Below are 17,580 nucleotides of genomic sequence, written 5' to 3' on the forward strand. Positions count from 1 at the left end.
CGTAGGGTGGGCCATGGAGAGGCCGGTCGGCCGGCCGCTCCCGCAGAGCCGCCTCGAGGGAGGTCCAGTTCAGTGACCAGCCAGGTCAGTAGCCCGGCCGAGCAGGCCGATGGGGCAGTGGTCGGAGAGCAGCGCAAACACGCGAACGGCAAGGACGTACGGCGTCTGGACCGGGTGATCATCCGATTCGCGGGTGACTCGGGCGACGGGATGCAGCTGACGGGTGACCGGTTCACCTCGGAGACTGCGTCGTTCGGGAACGACCTGTCCACGCTGCCGAACTTCCCCGCCGAGATCCGAGCGCCCGCAGGGACACTGCCGGGCGTTTCTTCGTTCCAGCTGCATTTCGCGGACCACGACATCCTCACGCCGGGCGACGAGCCGAACGTGTTGGTGGCGATGAACCCGGCCGCGCTGAAGGCGAACATCGCGGATGTGCCGCGCGGCGCGGAAATCATCGTCAACACGGACGAGTTCACCAAACGGGCGATGCAGAAGGTCGGTTACGAGACCTCCCCGCTGGAGGACGGTTCGCTGGACGGATATCACGTCCATCCGGTGCCGCTGACGACGCTCACGGTCGAGGCGCTCAAGGAGTTCGAGCTGTCCCGCAAGGACGCGGGCCGCTCGAAGAACATGTTCGCGCTGGGTCTGCTGTCGTGGATGTACCACCGGCCCACCGAGGGCACGGAGCGGTTCCTCAAGTCGAAGTTCGCGAAGAAGCCGCAGATCGCCGCGGCGAACATCGCCGCTTTCCACGCGGGCTGGAACTTCGGTGAGACGACGGAGGACTTCGCGGTCTCCTACGAGGTCGCGCCCGCCTCGTCCGCGTTCCCGACCGGCACCTACCGCAACATCTCCGGGAACCTGGCCCTGTCCTACGGGCTGATCGCGGCGTCCCGGCAGGCGGACCTGCCGCTGTATCTGGGCTCGTACCCGATCACGCCAGCCTCGGACATCCTGCACGAACTGTCGAAGCACAAGAACTTCGGCGTGCGCACGTTCCAGGCGGAGGACGAGATCGCCGGGATCGGCGCGGCGCTGGGCGCGTCGTTCGGCGGCAGCCTCGCCGTCACGACCACCTCCGGCCCCGGCGTGGCCCTGAAGTCGGAGACGATCGGACTGGCCGTCTCCCTCGAACTGCCGCTGCTGGTGGTGGACATCCAACGCGGCGGCCCCTCCACCGGGCTGCCCACCAAGACGGAGCAGGCGGACCTGCTCCAGGCGATGTACGGGCGCAACGGTGAGGCGCCGGTTCCGGTGGTCGCGCCGCGCACGCCGGCCGACTGTTTCGACGCGGCGATCGAGGCGGCCCGGATCGCGATCACGTACCGCACCCCGGTCTTCCTCCTCTCCGACGGCTACCTGGCCAACGGCTCGGAGCCGTGGCGCATCCCCGAGGTCGACCAACTCCCCGACCTGCGCACCCAGTTCGCCTCCGGCCCGAATCACACCGAGGACGACGGCACCGAGGTGTTCTGGCCCTACAAGCGAGATCCGCAGACACTGGCCCGTCCGTGGGCGATCCCCGGCACGCCGGGTCTTGAGCACCGTATCGGCGGGATCGAGAAGCAGGACGGCACGGGCAACATCTCCTACGACCCGGCCAACCACGAGCGCATGGTCCGCACCCGCCAGGCGAAGATCGACGGCATCGAGGTCCCGGACCTGGAGGTCGACGACGCCTCGGGCGGGGCCAACACCCTTGTCCTCGGCTGGGGTTCCACCTACGGACCCATCACCGCCGCCGTACGCCGGCTGCGCGCCGCCGGCGAGCACATCGCGCAGGCCCATCTGCGCCATCTGAACCCGTTCCCGCGGAATCTGGGCGAGGTACTGCAGCGTTACGACAAGGTGGTGATCCCCGAGATGAACCTCGGCCAGCTCGCCACCCTCGTCCGGGCGAAGTACCTGGTGGACGCCCACTCGTACAACCAGGTCAACGGCATGCCGTTCAAGGCTGAGCAGCTCGCCACGGCTCTCAAGGAGGCCATCCATGGCTGACACCGGCACGAAAGGCACGGGCACGATCGAGGCGCTCTCGCTGGTACCCAAGGCCGAGGCCGAGCAGTCCATGAAGGACTTCAAGTCCGACCAGGAAGTGCGCTGGTGCCCCGGCTGCGGCGACTACGCGATCCTGGCCGCCGTCCAGGGCTTCATGCCCGAGCTCGGTCTGGCGAAGGAGAACATCGTCTTCGTCTCGGGCATCGGCTGCTCGTCCCGCTTCCCGTACTACATGAACACCTACGGGATGCACTCCATCCACGGCCGCGCCCCGGCCATCGCGACCGGCCTGGCCTCCTCGCGCCGCGACCTGTCCGTGTGGGTGGTCACCGGTGACGGCGACGCCCTGTCCATCGGCGGCAACCACCTCATCCACGCCCTGCGCCGCAACGTGAACCTGAAGATCCTCCTCTTCAACAACCGGATCTACGGCCTCACCAAGGGCCAGTACTCGCCCACCTCCGAGGTCGGCAAGATCACCAAGTCGACACCGATGGGCTCGCTCGACGCGCCCTTCAACCCGGTGTCCCTCGCGCTCGGCGCGGAGGCGTCGTTCGTGGCCCGTACCGTCGACTCCGACCGCAAGCACCTCACCGACGTGCTGCGCCAGGCGGCCGCCCACCCGGGCACCGCCCTGGTGGAGATCTACCAGAACTGCAACATCTTCAACGACGGCGCCTTCGAAGTCCTCAAGGACAAGCAGCAGGCCGAGGAGGCGGTGATCCGCCTGGAGCACGGGCAGCCGATCCGCTTCGGCACCGACCTCGCCAAGGGCGTCGTGCGGGACCCGCAGACCGGTGACCTGGAGGTCGTCGACGTGACCGAGGACAACCAGTCACAGATCCTCGTCCACGACGCACACGCGGCCTCGCCGACGACGGCGTTCGCCCTGTCCCGCCTGGCCGACCCGCACACCCTGCACCACACGCCCATCGGCGTCTTCCGCTCCGCCGAGCGGCCCGTCTACGACGTGCAGATGTCCGAACAGCTCGACGAGGCGATCGAGCAGAACGGCAAGGGCGACCTCGGCGCGCTGCTCGCCGGGGGCGACACCTGGACCGTGGTCGGTTAGGCGGACCGTCCGATGACACAGCCCGCGCCCCCCTAGGGGGCGCGGGTTTCGTCGTATGCCGCTCTGGCCTCCGTCACCGCTTCCATGCGGCGCTCCGTCCACATCGCGAGCGTTCTCACCTGTTCCGCCGCCTCGCGGCCGAGGTCGGTGAGCGAGTAGTCCACGCGTGGCGGGATGACCGGCTTCGCGTCGCGGTGCACCATGCCGTCGCGCTCCAGGGTCTGGAGTGTCTGCGTGAGCATCTTCTCGCTGACGCGGCCGATCTCTCTTCGCAGCTCGCTGAACCGGTACGAGCGCCCCTCAAGGGCGATCAGGACGAGGACGCCCCAGCGGCTGGTGACGTGTTCGAGCACGAGCCGGTACGGGCACATGTCCTCGCCGCCGGCACTCCCCTTGCTTACTGCCATGCCAGTACCTTACTTCAAAGTGGGTACTTTCCAATAGTTAGCGCCCGACGTAGGCTCAGCGTCATAACCAGTCGCTAAGGGAGATTTCAGACATGAGCATCGTCGTCACCGGAGCCACCGGACACCTCGGCCGTCTCGTCATCGACGGTCTCCTTGCCGCCGGCGTCCCGGCGGAGAGCATCGCCGCGGTCGTCCGCGACAAGAACAAGGCCACCGACCTCGCCGCCCGCGGCGTCGAGCTGCGGATCGCCGACTACAGCGCGCCCGGGACGCTGGCCGGCGCCTTCGCCGCCGGGGAGCGGGTCCTGCTGATCTCCGGCAGCGAGGTCGGGCAGCGCGTGGCGCAGCATCAGGCCGTGATCGACGCCGCGAAGGGCGCGGGCGTCGCGCTGCTCGCGTACACCGGCGTCCTAGGCGGGCCCGCGGCCGACTTCGACCTGGCGGCCGAGCACAAGGTGACCGAGCAGGCGATCCTGGACTCCGGTCTGCCGTACACGTTCCTGCGCAACGGCTGGTACCACGAGAACTACACCGAGAACCTCGCCCCGGTCCTGGAACACGGCGCCGTCACCGCCTCCGCGGGCGAGGGCCGCGTCGCCTCCACCTCCCGCGCCGACTACGCCGCCGCCGCGGTCGCCGTCCTCACCGGCGAGGGCCACGAGAACCAGGCGTACGAGCTGAGCGGCGACGTCGCCTGGTCCTTCGCCGAGTACGCCGCCGAGCTGTCGAAGCAGACCGGCCGCACGATCGCGTACAACTCCGTCACGCCCGAGCAGAACCGGGAGATCCTGCTCGGCGCCGGACTGCCCGCACCCTTCGCCGACATCCTCGTGGGCGTCGACATCGCCATCGGGCAGGGCCTGCTCGCCACCACCAGCGGCGACCTGTCCCGACTGACGGGCCGCCCCACGACCCCGCTCGCGGACGCGATCAAGGCCGCGCTCGCCTGAGAACGGACGGTCTCCCACCTGCACGGACGTCCTGTCATGACCGTATAGAGATACGGACATGACAGCCGGCGCCCCGCGGCGCTACCTTCATGAGTGGCCGCCACGGGGCGTCCGCGTGTGTGAAGGAGGGGCCGTGGAGGCTGGGCAGTCGAGGAGCGAACAGCGGACAGGACTGTTGAACGGCATCGCGGCCTACGGGATGTGGGGCCTGGTGCCCCTGTTCTGGCCCCTGCTCAAGCCCGCCGGCGCCGGTGAGATCCTCGCCCACCGCATGGTGTGGTCGCTGGCCGTCGTCGGCATCGCCCTGCTCTTCGTACGCCGCTGGGCCTGGGCCGGTGAGCTGCTGCGCAACCCGCGCAGGCTGGCGCTCGTCACGGTCGCCGCGGCCGTCATCACGGTCAACTGGGGCGTCTACATATGGGCCGTGAACGCGGGCCATGTCGTCGAGGCGTCACTCGGCTACTTCATCAATCCGCTGGTCACCATCGCCATGGGCGTCCTGCTCCTGGGCGAGCGGTTGCGGCCCGCGCAGTGGGCGGCGGTCGGCGTCGGCCTCGCCGCGGTCCTCGTCCTCGCCTTCGGATACGGGCAGCCGCCCTGGATCTCCCTCTGCCTCGCCTTCTCCTTCGCCACGTACGGCCTGGTGAAGAAGAAGGTGAACCTCGGCGGCCTGGAGTCGCTCGCCGCCGAGACCGCGATCCAGTTCGTGCCCGCGCTCGCCTATCTGCTGTGGATCGGCTCGCAGGGCGAGTCCACGTTCGGCAACGGCGCGGGCCACGCCACGCTGCTCGCGGCGACGGGCCTGGTCACCGCGATCCCCCTGGTCTGCTTCGGCGCCGCCGCCATCCGCGTACCGCTGTCGACGCTGGGGCTGCTCCAGTACCTGGCACCGGTCTTCCAGTTCCTGCTCGGCATCCTGTACTTCCACGAGGCGATGCCCGCCGAACGCTGGGCGGGCTTCGCTCTCGTATGGGTGGCGCTCACGCTCCTGACGTGGGACGCGCTGCGGACGGCCCGGCGGGGGCGGATCGCGCTCGCCGAGCAGGAGGCACGGGTGACGGCTCCGGAGACGGTGCCGGAGTCGGCAGCGGAGTCGATTCCGCAAACGCGGACTCAGCCACAGACGCAGACGCAGCCTGAGACGGATCCGCGGCGCGAGCCGGCCGCCTGATCCCGCGCGCCGACACGGGCGCGCCCAGCTTCACGCAGCCGCGCCGCGCGATCGACGGGATCAGCCAGCGGTTGCTGACGGTCACGCTGCGGCTTCCCGTACGAGGCGTACCAGTGCGGTGGTTGGCTACGCCGTGATGTCCTTCGTCGTGAAGCGCGCCCACGCCGCCGAGCCGAACACGGCCGCGTACAGGCCCTGCAGGCCCAGGTTCTTGAGCAGGTCGTCCCAGTAGACCGGCTCGCGCATCAGGTCGGCGAAGGACAGCCAGTGGTGCGAGAACAGATACGGCTGGATCGCGTGCAGCTGGGGGATCTGGTCGAGGATCTGGACGGTGATGAGCAGGCCCACCGTCGTCGCCATCGCCGCGATCCCGCTGTTCGTGAGCGTCGAGACGAACAGTCCGAGCGCGGCGATCCCCACGAGTGACGCGGCCACGACGAGGGCGATCAGCAGAGCCCGTACGAGACCCTCGCCGAAGCCGATCCGTGTACCGGAGATCGTGACGAGGTCGCCGAGCGGGAAGAGCAGGGCGCCCGTGGCGAGCGCCGTCGCCGCCACGACCAACGTCGCGACCAGGCAGAACGTCATCGTGGTCGCGTACTTGGTGAGGAGCAGGCGGGTGCGGCCCGCGGGGGCGACGAGCAGATAGCGCAGCGTCCCCGCGTTCGCCTCGCCGGCGATCGCGTCACCCGCGATCACCCCGACGGCCATCGGCAGGAAGAACGGGAGCGTCGCGGCGAGCGAGGTGAAGACCAGGAACAGGCCGTTGTTGGTGATCTGCGCGATGAACGCGGGCCCTCCCGCGCCGCCGCCCGCGGCCTGTGAACCGCCGCTCGTCTCGATCTTGACGGCGATCCCCACGAGGATCGGCACCCCGGCCAGGACCGCGAGCAGGGCGATCGTGCGCCACCGGCGGAACGTGGTGACCAGCTCGCTGCGGAACAGGCCGAGCGTCCAGATCCACTTCCGCACGGGCGCCGCGTCCTTGGCGGCGGTGACGGTGGCGGCGGTCGTGGCCTCAGCCCGCGACATCGAATCCCTCTCCCGTCAGGGCCACGAACGCGTCCTCCAGCGAAGCCCGTTCGAGTCCGAAGCCGCGGACGCGGACGCCCGCGGTGACCAGTGCGGCGTTCAGCTCGGCGAGGTCGGTGCCGGGGCCGGGCGGCTCGCCCGTCACCTGGTCGTCCGTCACGGTCAGGTCCGCGATGCCCCGCTCCTTCAGGACGCGCGCCGCGTCGCCCGGGTCGGGGGTCGTGACCACGAGCCGGCCGCGGGCCCCCGCCGCGAGGTCGGCGACCGGGCCCTGCGTGATGAGCCGGCCGCGCGCCATCACGGCCGCGTGCGTGCAGACCTGCTCGATCTCGTCGAGGAGGTGCGAGGAGAGGAAGACGGTCGTGCCGTCCGACGCCAACTCCCGCACCAGGGAACGGATTTCGCGCATGCCCTGCGGGTCGAGTCCGTTCGTCGGCTCGTCGAGCACGAGGAGCTTGCGGGGCTGGAGCAGCGCGGCGGCGAGCCCGAGGCGCTGCTTCATGCCGAGCGAGTACGCCTTCGCCTTCTTGCCCGCGGCGGCCGTCAGGCCCACCCGGTCCAGAGCGGTGGCGACGCGGGCGCGCCGGGTGCGGGGGTCGGCGGCCGGGTCAGCGGAGTCGTACCGGATCAGGTTGTCCCGGCCGGACAGGAACCCGTACAGGGCGGGGCCCTCGATGAGCGCGCCGACGTGCGGGAGGACCGTGCGGGTCGCGCGGGGCATGGGGCGGCCGAGGACGCTGGCCGCGCCGGACGTCGGCTCGATCAGGCCCATCAGCATGCGGATGGTGGTGGTCTTGCCCGAGCCGTTCGGCCCGAGGAAGCCGAAGACGCTGCCGGCGGGGACGGTGAGGTCGAGGCCGTCGACCGCCGGCTGGTCGCCGCCGTAGCGCTTGGTGAGGGCCCGCGTCTCGATCACGGACTCCTCGGCAGTGCTTGCCACCATCTCGCTCCCGTCGTGCCCGTCGGTCCTGGTGGAGTGCGGGAGTGGAGGCACCGGGACCGGCGCCTCCACTCCTGACTGCCAACTCTCCTGCCGCGTACGGCTACTGCGCCGCGTTCGCCGCCTTCACGAGCGCGTCCTTGGTGACCGCGCCCACGTAGACCTTGCCGTCGTCCGTGATCAGCGCGTTGACCAGGCGGGTCGAGAAGACCGTGCCCGAGCCGAACTTGCCCGTCACATGGTCGCCGAGCGCGTCCATGAACTTCTGCGCCTCCGGCGGGACGTCGCCCGAGCCCGAGCCGCCCGTCGGCAGGCCCTGCCCGCCGGGCAGCTTCAGCTCGGCGATGGACGTCCAGCCCTCGCCGATGACCTTCATGTCGTTCATGCCGCCGCCCTGAGCGTCCTTCAGCTCCTTGGGCATCCCCTTGGGGAGGTCCTTGGGCAGGTCCTTCGGCGCGTGGGACTTGTCCTGCGCCTTGAGGTCGTCGCCCTCGGTGACCTTGGTGCCCTTCGGCGGGGTGAAGTCGAACGTCGAAGCGGCCGGCTCGGCGAAGTCCACCTTGGTGAAGCCCGCGTCCACGACCGCCTTGCCGCCGCCCGCGGGCGTCAGCGTGAACTTCAGCGGCACACCGGTCTTCGCGTCCACCGAGATGGTGATCCCGCCGACCGTCGAACCGGCCTGCTTCGGCTTGACGAGCAGCTTGTACGCGTCACGCCCCGCGACCTGCGAGGTTCCCTCCACCGAGATCGACGTCGTCTTGCCGGACGCCTTCAGGACCTCGTCCGCGAGCTCCTTGGGCGTGGCCGGGACGCCCTTGGGCGTCTCGCCCTTGCTGCGCTTCTCGGCCCGGTCACCGGCGGCAGCTGCATCCTTGGAGTGGTACGCCTCGTTCGAGGCGCTGTCGTAGGCCCAGACCTCGTCGCCGTTGTGGATCACGCTGTACTCGGCCGCGTTGTCCAGGACCGACAGCTTGTGCCGGTCCGGGCCGTCCGCCGCGACGCGCAGCGTGTGCGTGCCGGAGGCGAGCTCCATCAGCTTGGACTGCGGGTCGGCGGCGGAGCCCGCCTTGCCGTCCCCACCGTCCGAGGAGCCGCCGGCGCCCGGGGTGAAGCCGCCCGCCATACCGCCCAGGGACGGGAGTCCGAGATCCGTGGAGATCTTCACCGTGCCGGACATCTGCTGCACGTCCGACTTGGCGATCTTCTCGATGAGCTGCTGCGCGCTGAGCTTCGGCAGATCGGGGCTGCCGGAGTCGGCCAGCGCGGGGACGAGCCCGATCGTCGCCGCGGCCACCCCCACCACCGCGACCGGGACCACATAGCGGGTCGCCTTGCGACGACCGGCGCTTTCGGATTCGTACGGTGCCATGTTGTTGCCCTACCTCCGTGTTGGGCGGCGGCCTACCGTCCTTGCTCGTGTGTCCACCCCAAGCCGCCATTCTCACCCGAACTGGTCGGGAGTGGTGTTATCAATCTGACCAAATCGGCCGGGCGGAAGCGTCAGACCCCAGGATCAACTCCGCGTACTCCCGCGGTATGACACGAGAGGGCGGCGCCTCCCCCATCCCGTAGGGGAGACGCCGCCGGTTCCGCGGGTCGGTCAGCGCTGTACGAACACGTAGTCGGCCCGGTACGGCACTCCGACGACCGTGCCGGGGTCGCAGCTGCCCGCCGGGGCGACTCCGCCGACCGTGTTCAGGCGCAGGATCTCGGCGGTGCCGGAGAGCAGCCCGTGCCGCTTGCCGGTCTGCGTGGCCCTGAGGTCCAGCTCAGGGATGTTCCCGTCGCCGTTCGGGGTCTTGCCGATGAGCTTGCCGGTGACGGCGCTGTGGTCGGGCGCGATCCACTGCGGCGTACCGGAGTTGGGCGCCGTGAAGGTGTGGACGATGTTGCCACCGAGTACGGCGCGCACGTCGTGCTGCGCGAAGGCGTACGCGCCTGACCCGTCGTCCGCCTTCCGGCACTGATAGATCTGCCGGCCGCGCACGACCGAGGCCTGCACGTGCGAGAGCGCGTCGCGGAAGGCGAAGTCCGTGCTGACCTTGTGGAGCTGGCCCCGGACGGCGCCGCCCGGGAACTCGGCGGTGTGCAGATTGGCGTAGAAACCGCCGGGGTTCTTCGTCAGGCGGCCGAGCAGGGCGCGGTCCTTGACGGTGACGGAGCCGGTGACCTGGTGGTTCCTGATCCTGCCGAGGAGGCCGGTGAAGTCGACCTTCACCCCGCCGTTCGTGCCCTTCGCGCCCTCGTGGATGTGGAGCATGGTGGGCTTCGCGGTGCCCCGCCACTTGACCGCGACCGACACCCGGTCGCCCTTGACCTTGATGAACTCGAGGGCCGCGCCATCCTTGTCGCCCACGGCGGGGCCGCCCTTGACCGGTACCTCCGCCGCGCCGTTGAGGCCGGCCGCGAAGAGCGCGCCGCCCCGCCCGCCGGAGAGCGAGCCGTGGGCGTCGAGAGACTGGACGCCGTGCGCCGCGTGGCCGGAGCCCCCGCGCTCGCCGTTGTCCGCGACGGCCGGCAGAACGGCCGCCGTCACACCGGCTGCGGCAGCGGCCGCCACCCCGGCGAGCACGAGGGTCTTGCGCCGCTTCGAAATCGTTCCGAGAGTGCCCATGATCGTTGTTCCCCCTGTCGGAGCCGGCACCCCCTGCGCCGGCTTCCAGGCATGAGTACGGAACGAATCTCAGCTTGGACTCAATCCAATGATGTGACCTGCATCACACCGCAATCCGGTCGAGTGGAACCCCGCAAGGACCACGGTCCCGGGGTCGAGCAGCAACAGCCACCGACCTCACCGGCCCGCGCGCGGCGGCCCGGTGAGACGGGAGGGCGTCAGCCCGCCCGGTGCACCACCGCGTCGCACAGCTCCAGGAGAGCCGCCTTCGCGGCGCACTCGGGCAGCGGCGCGAGGGCCGCCCGCGCCTCCTCCGCGTACCGCACCGTGTCCTTGCGGGCCTGCTCCAGGGCGGGGTGGACGCGCAGTCGCGCGAGCGCCTCGGCGTGGCGCGCGTCGTCCGTCAGGTCGGAGTCGAGGAGCTCGCACAGGGCGCGGTCCTCGGGCAGGCCGAGCTGCTCGGCACGCTCGCGCAGCCGGAGGACCGGCAGCGTGGGGATGCCCTCGCGCAGGTCGGTGCCGGGGGTCTTGCCGGACTCGTGCGAGTCGGAGGCGATGTCCAGGACGTCGTCGGCGAGCTGGAAGGCGACGCCGAGCCGCTCGCCGTACTGGGCGAGGACGTCCACGACGCGCTCGTCGGCGCCCGACATCATCGCGCCGAACCGCACGGCCACGGCGATCAGCGAGCCGGTCTTGCCGCCCAGGACGTCGAGGTAGTGGTCGACCGGGTCGCGGCCGTCGCGCGGTCCGGCCGTCTCCAGGATCTGCCCGGTGACAAGGCGTTCGAAGGCCTCCGCCTGGATGCGGACGGCCTCGGGCCCGAGGTCGGCCAGCATGTGCGAGGCGCGCGAGAAGAGGAAGTCGCCGGTCAGGACCGCGACGGAGTTGCCCCAGCGGGTGTTGGCGCTGTCGACGCCGCGGCGCACGTCGGCCTCGTCCATCACGTCGTCGTGGTAGAGCGTCGCGAGATGCGTGAGCTCGACGACGACGGCGGCGGGCACGACACCCGGCGCGTACGGATCGCCGAACTGCGCGGCGAGCATCGCGAGGAGGGGCCTGAAGCGCTTGCCGCCCGCACGGACGAGATGCTGCGCGGCCTCCGTGATGAAGGGGACCCCGCTCTTCGTCGCCTCGAGCAGACCCTCCTCGACAGCCGCCAACCCGGCCTGGACATCGGCTTCGAGAGCCTGGTCCCGCACGCTAAGACCGAAAGTCCCGACGACGGTCACGAGAGGTTCTCCTGTCTGCTGACGATCACATGGCGAACTCGGTCGATCATTTGGTCGATGACACGGTTTGTCGATGTGTCGCTGCCATCACTCAAGTCAGCGTATCCGGTCGCGTTTCGATCACAGTGGGGGCCTGCCCGCACAGACCAGGCCGAGCGGCCCACGAACACCCCCGGTATGTTCTTGATCAGCTCATACGACCGAGAAGACCGGGAGTCTCGCTTTTGTCCCGCACCACGGCCGAGGCCGAGCCGAACGATCCGGAGAGCGAGCAGCCGCCGCCGGGCGACGACCACGCGTTCTTCGGCCAGCCCCGCGGCCTGCTCACGCTGTCGGGCCTCGAGGTCTGGGAGCGTTTCTCGTTCCTCGGCATGCAGGCCATCCTCGTCCTCTACTTCGCGGACACGGTGGCACACGGTGGCCTGGGCATGTCCGCGGGGACGGCGGCCTCCGTATCGGCAGCGTACGGAACGCTCGTCTACCTCGTCTCGGTGGGGGGCGGCTGGCTCGCCGACCGGATCCTCGGCTCGTACCGCGCGGTCCTGTACGGCGGCATCCTGATCGCCTGCGGCCACTACGCGATGGCGGTGCCGACGGCGGCCATGACCTGGGTCGGCCTCGGCCTGATCAGCGCGGGAACCGGCCTGGTCAAACCCAATGTCGCCACCATGGTCGGCAAGCTCTATCGCACCGACGACGAGCGCCGTGACGCCGGCTTCGCGCTGTACTACATGGGCATCAACATCGGCGCCTTCGCGGGCCCGTTGGTCACCGGCTGGCTCGGCGACCACAAGGGCTGGCACTGGGGCTTCTCGGCCGCCGCGATCGGCATGACGTTCGGACTCATCCAGTACGTCGCCGGGCGACGTCACCTGGCCGGGCGCAAACACGCCGCCGAGTACGCGCTGCCGCCCGAAGGGATGCGACGCGCGGTCCGGATGATGATCGCGGGCGCGGTCGTCGTCGCCGTACTCGCCGTGATCCTCGTCCGGGCCGGCTGGCTGACGATGGACCGCTTCGTGGACGTCCTCACGGTCATCTCGGTCATCGCGCCGGTCGTGTACTTCGCGGTCATGTTCCGCAGCCCCCGCGTGACCGCCGAGGAGCGCGGCAGGCTCAAGCCGTACGTCGTGCTCTTCCTGGCCTCCGTGGTCTTCAACTTCATCCTGTTCCAGGCGTACTCGACGATGATCCTGCTGGCCTCGACGAATGCCAGGACCGAGATCCTCGGCTTCCACTTCCCCGCCAGCTGGTACGCCTCCGCGCTCGGCGCCTTCGAGGTCGCGCTCGCCCCCGTGGTGGCCGGACTGTGGGCCCGGATGGGACCGCGTCAGCCGCACGCCTCCAACAAGATCGCGTTCGGTGTGATCCTGGGCGGTCTGTCGTTCCTTCTCATGGTCATCCCCACCTCGGGCCACAGCGGGGACACGTACAAGATGGCCGCCTGGTGGATCGTCGGCTCGTATCTGCTGCTCGGCCTCGGCGACATCCTTCTGGAGACTTCCGGCATGTCGGCGACGACGAAGCTCGCCCCGAAGGCCTTCTCCAGCCAGACCATGTCCCTGTGGTTCCTGTCGCTCGCCCTCGCCAACGGCATCCAGGCACAGACCGTGAAGCTCTACGGCGAGGTCTCCAATCCCGCGTACTTCGGCGTCAACGGCGCCATCGCCGTCGTCATCGGCCTGGCCGTGATCGCGCTCGCGCCGTGGCTGCGCAGGACCATGCACCCCGTTCACTGAGGTGACTCCCATGTCAGAAACCCCGGCCATCACCATCCGCACCTCCTTCCCCTACGAGACGACCCGCGAGGACGTCCGTGTACCCCTGCCGGACGGCACCACGCTGTTCGCCCGCATCTGGCGTCCGGTGACCGACGAGCCGGTGCCCGCCATCCTCGAGTACCTCCCGTACCGCCTCAGCGACTGGACAGCGCCGCGCGACTGGCAACGCCACCCCTGGTACGCGGGCCACGGCTACGCCTCCGTACGTGTCGACGTACGCGGGCACGGCAACTCGGAGGGCCTGCCCGGCGACGAGTACGACACGACGGAGCTCGCGGACGGGGTCGCCGTCGTCAACTGGCTGGCCGCACAGCCCTGGTGCAGCGGCAAGGTCGGCATGTTCGGCATCTCCTGGGGCGGCTTCAACTCCCTCCAGATCGCGGCCCTCGCGCCCGAGCCGCTCAAGGCGGTCGTCACGGTCTGCTCGACGGACGACCGCTATGACAACGACGTGCACTACATGGGAGGTTCCGTCCTCGCGGTGGACATGCACGCGTGGGCGGCGACCATGCTCGCCTTCGTGTCGCGGCCGCCCGACCCCCAGTTCGTCGGCGAGGGCTGGCGCGACATGTGGCTGAAGCGCCTCGAAGCGGTCGACCCGTTCATCCACACCTGGCTCGGCCACCAGACGCGCGACGCCTACTGGCAGCACGGCAGCGTCTGCGAGGACTACACCGCCGTACGTGCGGCCGTCCTCGCGGTGGGCGGCTGGCACGACCCGTACCGCGACACCGTCCTGCGCCTGGTCGAGAACCTGCCCGACCAGCAGGTGCGCGGGATCATCGGCCCCTGGTCGCACCAGTACCCGGACCGCGGCCTGCCGCCGGGCCCCGCGATCGGCTTCCTCCAGGAGACCCTCCGCTGGTGGGACCACCACCTCAAGGGCGCCGACAACGGCGTCATGGCGGAGCCCAAACTCCGCTCCTGGATCAGCGACTCGCACCCGCCCGCCACCGTCTACCCGACGCTGCCCGGCCACTGGGTCGGCGACCCGTCCTGGCCGTCCCCGAACGTCGCGCCCCTCGCGTACGCCCTTCAGGGCCCGCCCGTGATCGTGAAGTCGCCCCAGCAGACGGGACTGGACGCGGGCCGCTTCTTCCCCTTCGGCAACGACGCGGACCTGCCGCCGGACCAGCGGGACGAGGACGCGAAGTCGGCGTGCTTCGAGTTCGAGGTGCCCTCGGAGCTGCAGGTCCTCGGCCGTCCGCGGGTGACGCTGCGGATCACCAGCGAGGTACCGCGCGGGCAGGTCGCCGTCCGGGTGTGCGACGTGGCGCCCGACGGCTCGTCCACGCTGGTCACACGCGGCGTCCTGAACCTGTCCTCGCGCGAGGGCCGCGACAAGGCCGTCGCCTGGCCCCCGGGCACCACGGACGAGTTCTCCTTCGAGCTGAACGGCATCGGCCACACCTTCCCGGCCGGGCACCGCATCCGCCTCGCGGTGTCGTCCGCGTACTGGCCCTGGATCTGGCCGCAGCCCGGATCCGAGGCCGGCTTCACCCTCGACCCGGCGGGCAGCGCCCTCGAACTGCCGGTCAGGATGGTCGACGCCGAGAACGGCGCCGACATCGGCTTCGAACAGCCCGAACAGTCCGAGCCGATGGGCGTCGTCTACCCGGCCACCCTGGACGAACAGCGCCCCGAGCGCCTCTGCGTCCGCGACGTCGCCAAGGGCGAATGGCGCCTGGAGGTCGACCCGCGCTACGGCGGCACCCGGGTCTACCCCGACGGCCTCGAATTCACCGAGGACGCCGTGGAGACGTACGTCATCCAGGAGGCGGACCCACTCAGCGCGCGCACCCGCTCCGACTGGTCGATCCGCCTGCACCGCCCCGAGCTGGCATGGGACGTGACGATCAAGACCCGCTCCGAAATCGCCTGCGACGCGACGGACTTCATCACCAGCAACGAGGTGGTGTGCCGGGACGGCGGCGAGGTGGTCTTCCACCGGACATGGGAGCAGCGGATTCCGCGCACGGCGGGGTGAGGTGGGGTGGAGGTGAGCGTGAGGCGAGGCGAGGTGAGGTGAGGTGAGGTGAGGGTGAGGCGAGGTGAGGGTGAGGCGGGGTGAGGGTGGCCCGGGGGCGACGGGTCACAACCGTCAGGTGACGGCTGTCGGATGACAACTGTCAGATGTCAGATGACGGGTAACAGATGACAGATATCAGCATCTGTCATTCGCCAGCCGATACGGGCGGCCGGCCTACGCCCAGCCCCCGAACTCCCGCTCCAGGACAACCCCCACCCCGTCCTCCTCATTGGACAGGGTCACCTCGTCGGCCGCCGCCCTGAGTTCGGCGTGGGCGTTGGCCATGGCGACGCCGTGGCCGGCCCACGCGAACATCGGCAGGTCGTTCGGCATGTCGCCGAAGGCGATCGTGCGCTCCGGCGTCAGACCGAGCCGTTCGGCAGCCAGCGCGAGCCCCGTCGCCTTGGTGACGCCGCACGGCTGGAGCTCCACGGTGCCGGGGCCCGACATGGTGACCGTCGCCAGATCGCCGACGACCGCCCGGGCCGCCGTCGCCAACTCGTCGTCGCTCAGCCGGGGATGACGGAGCAGCACCTTGCTGATGGGCTCGGCCCACAGCTCCTCGCGACGCTCGATCCGCACGGCGGGGAGCGTGGGGTGCGGCATCACATAGCCCGGCTCGATGAGTGTCAGACCATCCGTACCGTCCTGATCGACCGCCGCGTCGACCTGGCCGACCTCGGCCTCGATCTTGCCGAGGGCCTGCTCGGCGAGGTCGCGGTCGAGGGTCAGGGACCACACGACGCGGTCCGTCGCCGCGTCGTACAACTGGGCGCCCTGGGCGCAGACCGCGAGGCCAGTGCCGCCGAGCTCGCCGAGCAGCGGCCGCACGCGCGGCGCGGGCCGTCCCGTCACCACGAGGTGCCGGGCCCCCGCGGCTGCCGCGGCCGCGAGGGCGTCGCGCGTCCGTTCGGAGACCGTGTCGTCGCCGCGCAGCAGCGTCCCGTCCAGGTCTGTGGCGATGAGTTCGAACGGAGCGGAGCGAAACGGAGCGGGCATGATCGAGAGAATACGGACCGCTCCGCCGGGTCACTCCGCCCGGTCACCCCCTCCGTCGCCCCGCCCGTTCACCCCAGCGCGGGGCGCCTCACGCGTGTGCCGCCGCGAGATGCTTCACCAGCCGCGGCGACGCGAACTCGGTGCCGCACACGAACCTCATCACCGGCCCGAACGACGACCCGCCCAGCATGCCCGTGAAGTAGAGCCCCGGCACCGAGGACACATAGCCCGACCCCAGCTTGGGAGTGCCCCGGCTGGCGGCGATCCGGGTCCGCAGACCGTCGCCGAGGAAGTCCATCGCGGCGAGGTCCACGCGGTAGCCGGTCGCGGCGATGACGTGGTCCGCGGTCAGCTCCTCGCGGCGCCCGCCGGGGGCCCGTACCGTGAGGGCCGCGCCTGAGTCCGCCGCGGCGGACCGCACGATTCCTTCCACTTCGCGCACCCGCACCTTGTCCTCGAACCGCTCGCGCAGCCACCACGCCCCGAGCGGCCCGAGCACCCGCCGGACGAGGAAGTGCCGTGCCTGCGGCGGGAGATGGCGGTACGGGTGCGGGTAGTACGTCAGCGCGTACAGCGACCAGGCCCGGCCGAACGGCGTCTCGGGGCGCAGCTTCGGCTGGTCCCACGGCGGCGCGCCGAATCGTACGGAGCCCTGGCCGCGCGCCACGATCCGCACGCTCGCCCCGGCCTCCGCGGCGAGCGCGGCGGTCTCCAGGGCGGACTGCCCGGCGCCGACGACGATGAGTTCCCTGCCGGAGAAACGGGACAGGTCGTGGTGCTGCGAGCTGTGGGAGACAGGGCCTGTGGGGGCGGGGCCGTCGGGCGCCGCCGCGGCGAGCTCGTGCGGCAGGTGGTCGAGGCCCGAGAGACCGGTGGCGACGACGACCGCGCGGGCCGTGAACTGCTCGCCGGAGTCCAGCTTGACCTCGAAGTTCTCATGTCCGCGCCGGTCCACCGACACGACCCTGACCCGCTCCAGGTCGGGCACGAGCTGCTGCTGGAACCAGTCCCCGTAGGCGACGAACGTCTCGACCGGGACGATGTCCTCGTCCGTCACGAGGCGCGGGATCCCCGCGGCGTCGCAGTAGTCGACGAGGTCGTGGCCGCGCTGTGGGGCATCGATGTTCGAGGCGGACGGCACGGACTTCAGGAGCATTCCCGCGGGCATGTGCGAGCGCCAGCTCACCATGGGGTCGCCGAAGACGCGCACCGGGATGCCGCGTGCCCTCAGATGGGCGGCGGTCGACAGGCCGTACGGGCCCGCTCCGATGACAGCTACCGGATGAATCACGAAGTCCCCTCCCCAGGGAAGAACATTTGCTTCCTACTTCGCGTTGACACTTGGCACTTGG

Annotated in this window: 14 protein-coding genes; 6 read left to right on the plus strand and 8 right to left on the minus strand. The window is 70.3% G+C overall.

Translation table 11 applies throughout. The features are described from left to right. Positions 1-72 precede the first annotated feature (72 nt). Together OG698_RS21505 and OG698_RS21510 are read left to right on the plus strand one after the other, a co-directional pair. Complete coding sequence (locus OG698_RS21505) at positions 73-2,004, plus strand: 2-oxoacid:acceptor oxidoreductase subunit alpha (protein WP_406104768.1); 1,932 nt, start codon at positions 73-75, stop codon at positions 2,002-2,004. Continuing rightward, complete coding sequence (locus tag OG698_RS21510) at positions 1,997-3,076, plus strand: 2-oxoacid:ferredoxin oxidoreductase subunit beta (protein WP_326774563.1); 1,080 nt, start codon at positions 1,997-1,999, stop codon at positions 3,074-3,076. Before OG698_RS21505 ends, OG698_RS21510 begins: the two co-directional genes overlap by 8 nt. 32 nt (positions 3,077-3,108) lie before the next feature. Here OG698_RS21510 and OG698_RS21515 read toward each other — a convergent pair whose 3' ends face one another. Beyond that, entirely contained in the window at positions 3,109-3,483 is a 375-nt protein-coding gene (locus OG698_RS21515) for a winged helix-turn-helix transcriptional regulator (protein ID WP_406104769.1), read from the minus strand. A 92-nt stretch (positions 3,484-3,575) separates the two neighbouring features. Here OG698_RS21515 and OG698_RS21520 point away from each other — a divergent pair, with 92 nt between their 5' ends. Both OG698_RS21520 and rarD read left to right on the plus strand, forming a co-directional pair. Next, positions 3,576-4,433: an SDR family oxidoreductase gene (locus OG698_RS21520; RefSeq protein ID WP_406104771.1), complete on the plus strand. Its 858-nt coding sequence runs from the start codon at positions 3,576-3,578 to the stop codon at positions 4,431-4,433. A 199-nt stretch (positions 4,434-4,632) separates the two neighbouring features. Then, entirely contained in the window at positions 4,633-5,604 is a 972-nt protein-coding gene (gene rarD / locus OG698_RS21525) for an EamA family transporter RarD (protein ID WP_406111204.1), read from the plus strand. 126 nt (positions 5,605-5,730) lie between these two features. On the opposite strand, the gene OG698_RS21530 is transcribed toward rarD, so the two are convergent. The 5 genes from OG698_RS21530 to OG698_RS21550 form a co-directional block, all read right to left on the minus strand. After that, positions 5,731-6,636, minus strand: a complete 906-nt coding sequence (locus OG698_RS21530) for an ABC transporter permease (RefSeq protein ID WP_406104772.1) — start codon at positions 6,634-6,636, stop codon at positions 5,731-5,733. Next, positions 6,623-7,579, minus strand: coding sequence for an ABC transporter ATP-binding protein (locus tag OG698_RS21535; RefSeq protein ID WP_406104774.1), 957 nt, complete (start codon positions 7,577-7,579; stop codon positions 6,623-6,625). The genes OG698_RS21530 and OG698_RS21535 overlap by 14 nt, the downstream gene beginning before the upstream one ends. A gap of 100 nt (positions 7,580-7,679) precedes the next feature. Beyond that, complete coding sequence (locus tag OG698_RS21540) at positions 7,680-8,945, minus strand: LolA family protein (RefSeq protein WP_406104776.1); 1,266 nt, start codon at positions 8,943-8,945, stop codon at positions 7,680-7,682. A gap of 231 nt (positions 8,946-9,176) precedes the next feature. After that, complete coding sequence (locus OG698_RS21545) at positions 9,177-10,190, minus strand: CHRD domain-containing protein (RefSeq protein WP_406104777.1); 1,014 nt, start codon at positions 10,188-10,190, stop codon at positions 9,177-9,179. A gap of 218 nt (positions 10,191-10,408) precedes the next feature. After that, the gene (locus OG698_RS21550) at positions 10,409-11,419 is read right to left on the minus strand and encodes a polyprenyl synthetase family protein (protein WP_406104778.1); all 1,011 of its coding nucleotides are present in this window, start codon (positions 11,417-11,419) and stop codon (positions 10,409-10,411) included. A gap of 224 nt (positions 11,420-11,643) precedes the next feature. Between OG698_RS21550 and OG698_RS21555 the strand changes: the two genes are divergently transcribed. Together OG698_RS21555 and OG698_RS21560 are read left to right on the plus strand one after the other, a co-directional pair. Beyond that, the gene (locus OG698_RS21555) at positions 11,644-13,158 is read left to right on the plus strand and encodes a peptide MFS transporter (RefSeq protein WP_406104780.1); all 1,515 of its coding nucleotides are present in this window, start codon (positions 11,644-11,646) and stop codon (positions 13,156-13,158) included. A gap of 28 nt (positions 13,159-13,186) precedes the next feature. Continuing rightward, the gene (locus OG698_RS21560; RefSeq protein ID WP_406111206.1) at positions 13,187-15,187 is read left to right on the plus strand and encodes a CocE/NonD family hydrolase; all 2,001 of its coding nucleotides are present in this window, start codon (positions 13,187-13,189) and stop codon (positions 15,185-15,187) included. Between the two features lie 216 nt (positions 15,188-15,403). Here OG698_RS21560 and OG698_RS21565 read toward each other — a convergent pair whose 3' ends face one another. Together OG698_RS21565 and OG698_RS21570 are read right to left on the minus strand one after the other, a co-directional pair. Then, entirely contained in the window at positions 15,404-16,228 is an 825-nt protein-coding gene (locus OG698_RS21565; protein WP_406104782.1) for an HAD family hydrolase, read from the minus strand. Positions 16,229-16,316: 88 nt separating this feature from the next. Next, a complete protein-coding gene (locus OG698_RS21570; RefSeq protein ID WP_406104783.1) occupies positions 16,317-17,519 on the minus strand; it encodes an FAD-dependent oxidoreductase in 1,203 nt (400 codons plus the stop codon). Positions 17,520-17,580 lie beyond the last annotated feature (61 nt).

This window comes from Streptomyces sp. NBC_01003, assembly GCF_045162695.1.
In the GTDB taxonomy this organism is placed as follows: Bacteria; Actinomycetota; Actinomycetes; order Streptomycetales; family Streptomycetaceae; genus Streptomyces.

Excerpts from the sequence above, each read along its gene's own strand:
- OG698_RS21540 (WP_406104776.1), bottom strand. The coding sequence starts at position 8,945 with ATGGCACCGTACGAATCCGAAAGCGCCGGTCGTCGCAAGGCGACCCGC.
- OG698_RS21510 (WP_326774563.1), top strand. The coding sequence starts at position 1,997 with ATGGCTGACACCGGCACGAAAGGCACGGGCACGATCGAGGCGCTCTCG.
- OG698_RS21545 (WP_406104777.1), bottom strand. The coding sequence starts at position 10,190 with ATGGGCACTCTCGGAACGATTTCGAAGCGGCGCAAGACCCTCGTGCTC.
- OG698_RS21515 (WP_406104769.1), bottom strand. The coding sequence starts at position 3,483 with ATGGCAGTAAGCAAGGGGAGTGCCGGCGGCGAGGACATGTGCCCGTAC.
- rarD (WP_406111204.1), top strand. The coding sequence starts at position 4,633 with ATGTGGGGCCTGGTGCCCCTGTTCTGGCCCCTGCTCAAGCCCGCCGGC.
- OG698_RS21565 (WP_406104782.1), bottom strand. The coding sequence starts at position 16,228 with ATGCCCGCTCCGTTTCGCTCCGCTCCGTTCGAACTCATCGCCACAGAC.
- OG698_RS21535 (WP_406104774.1), bottom strand. The coding sequence starts at position 7,579 with ATGGTGGCAAGCACTGCCGAGGAGTCCGTGATCGAGACGCGGGCCCTC.
- OG698_RS21520 (WP_406104771.1), top strand. The coding sequence starts at position 3,576 with ATGAGCATCGTCGTCACCGGAGCCACCGGACACCTCGGCCGTCTCGTC.
- OG698_RS21530 (WP_406104772.1), bottom strand. The coding sequence starts at position 6,636 with ATGTCGCGGGCTGAGGCCACGACCGCCGCCACCGTCACCGCCGCCAAG.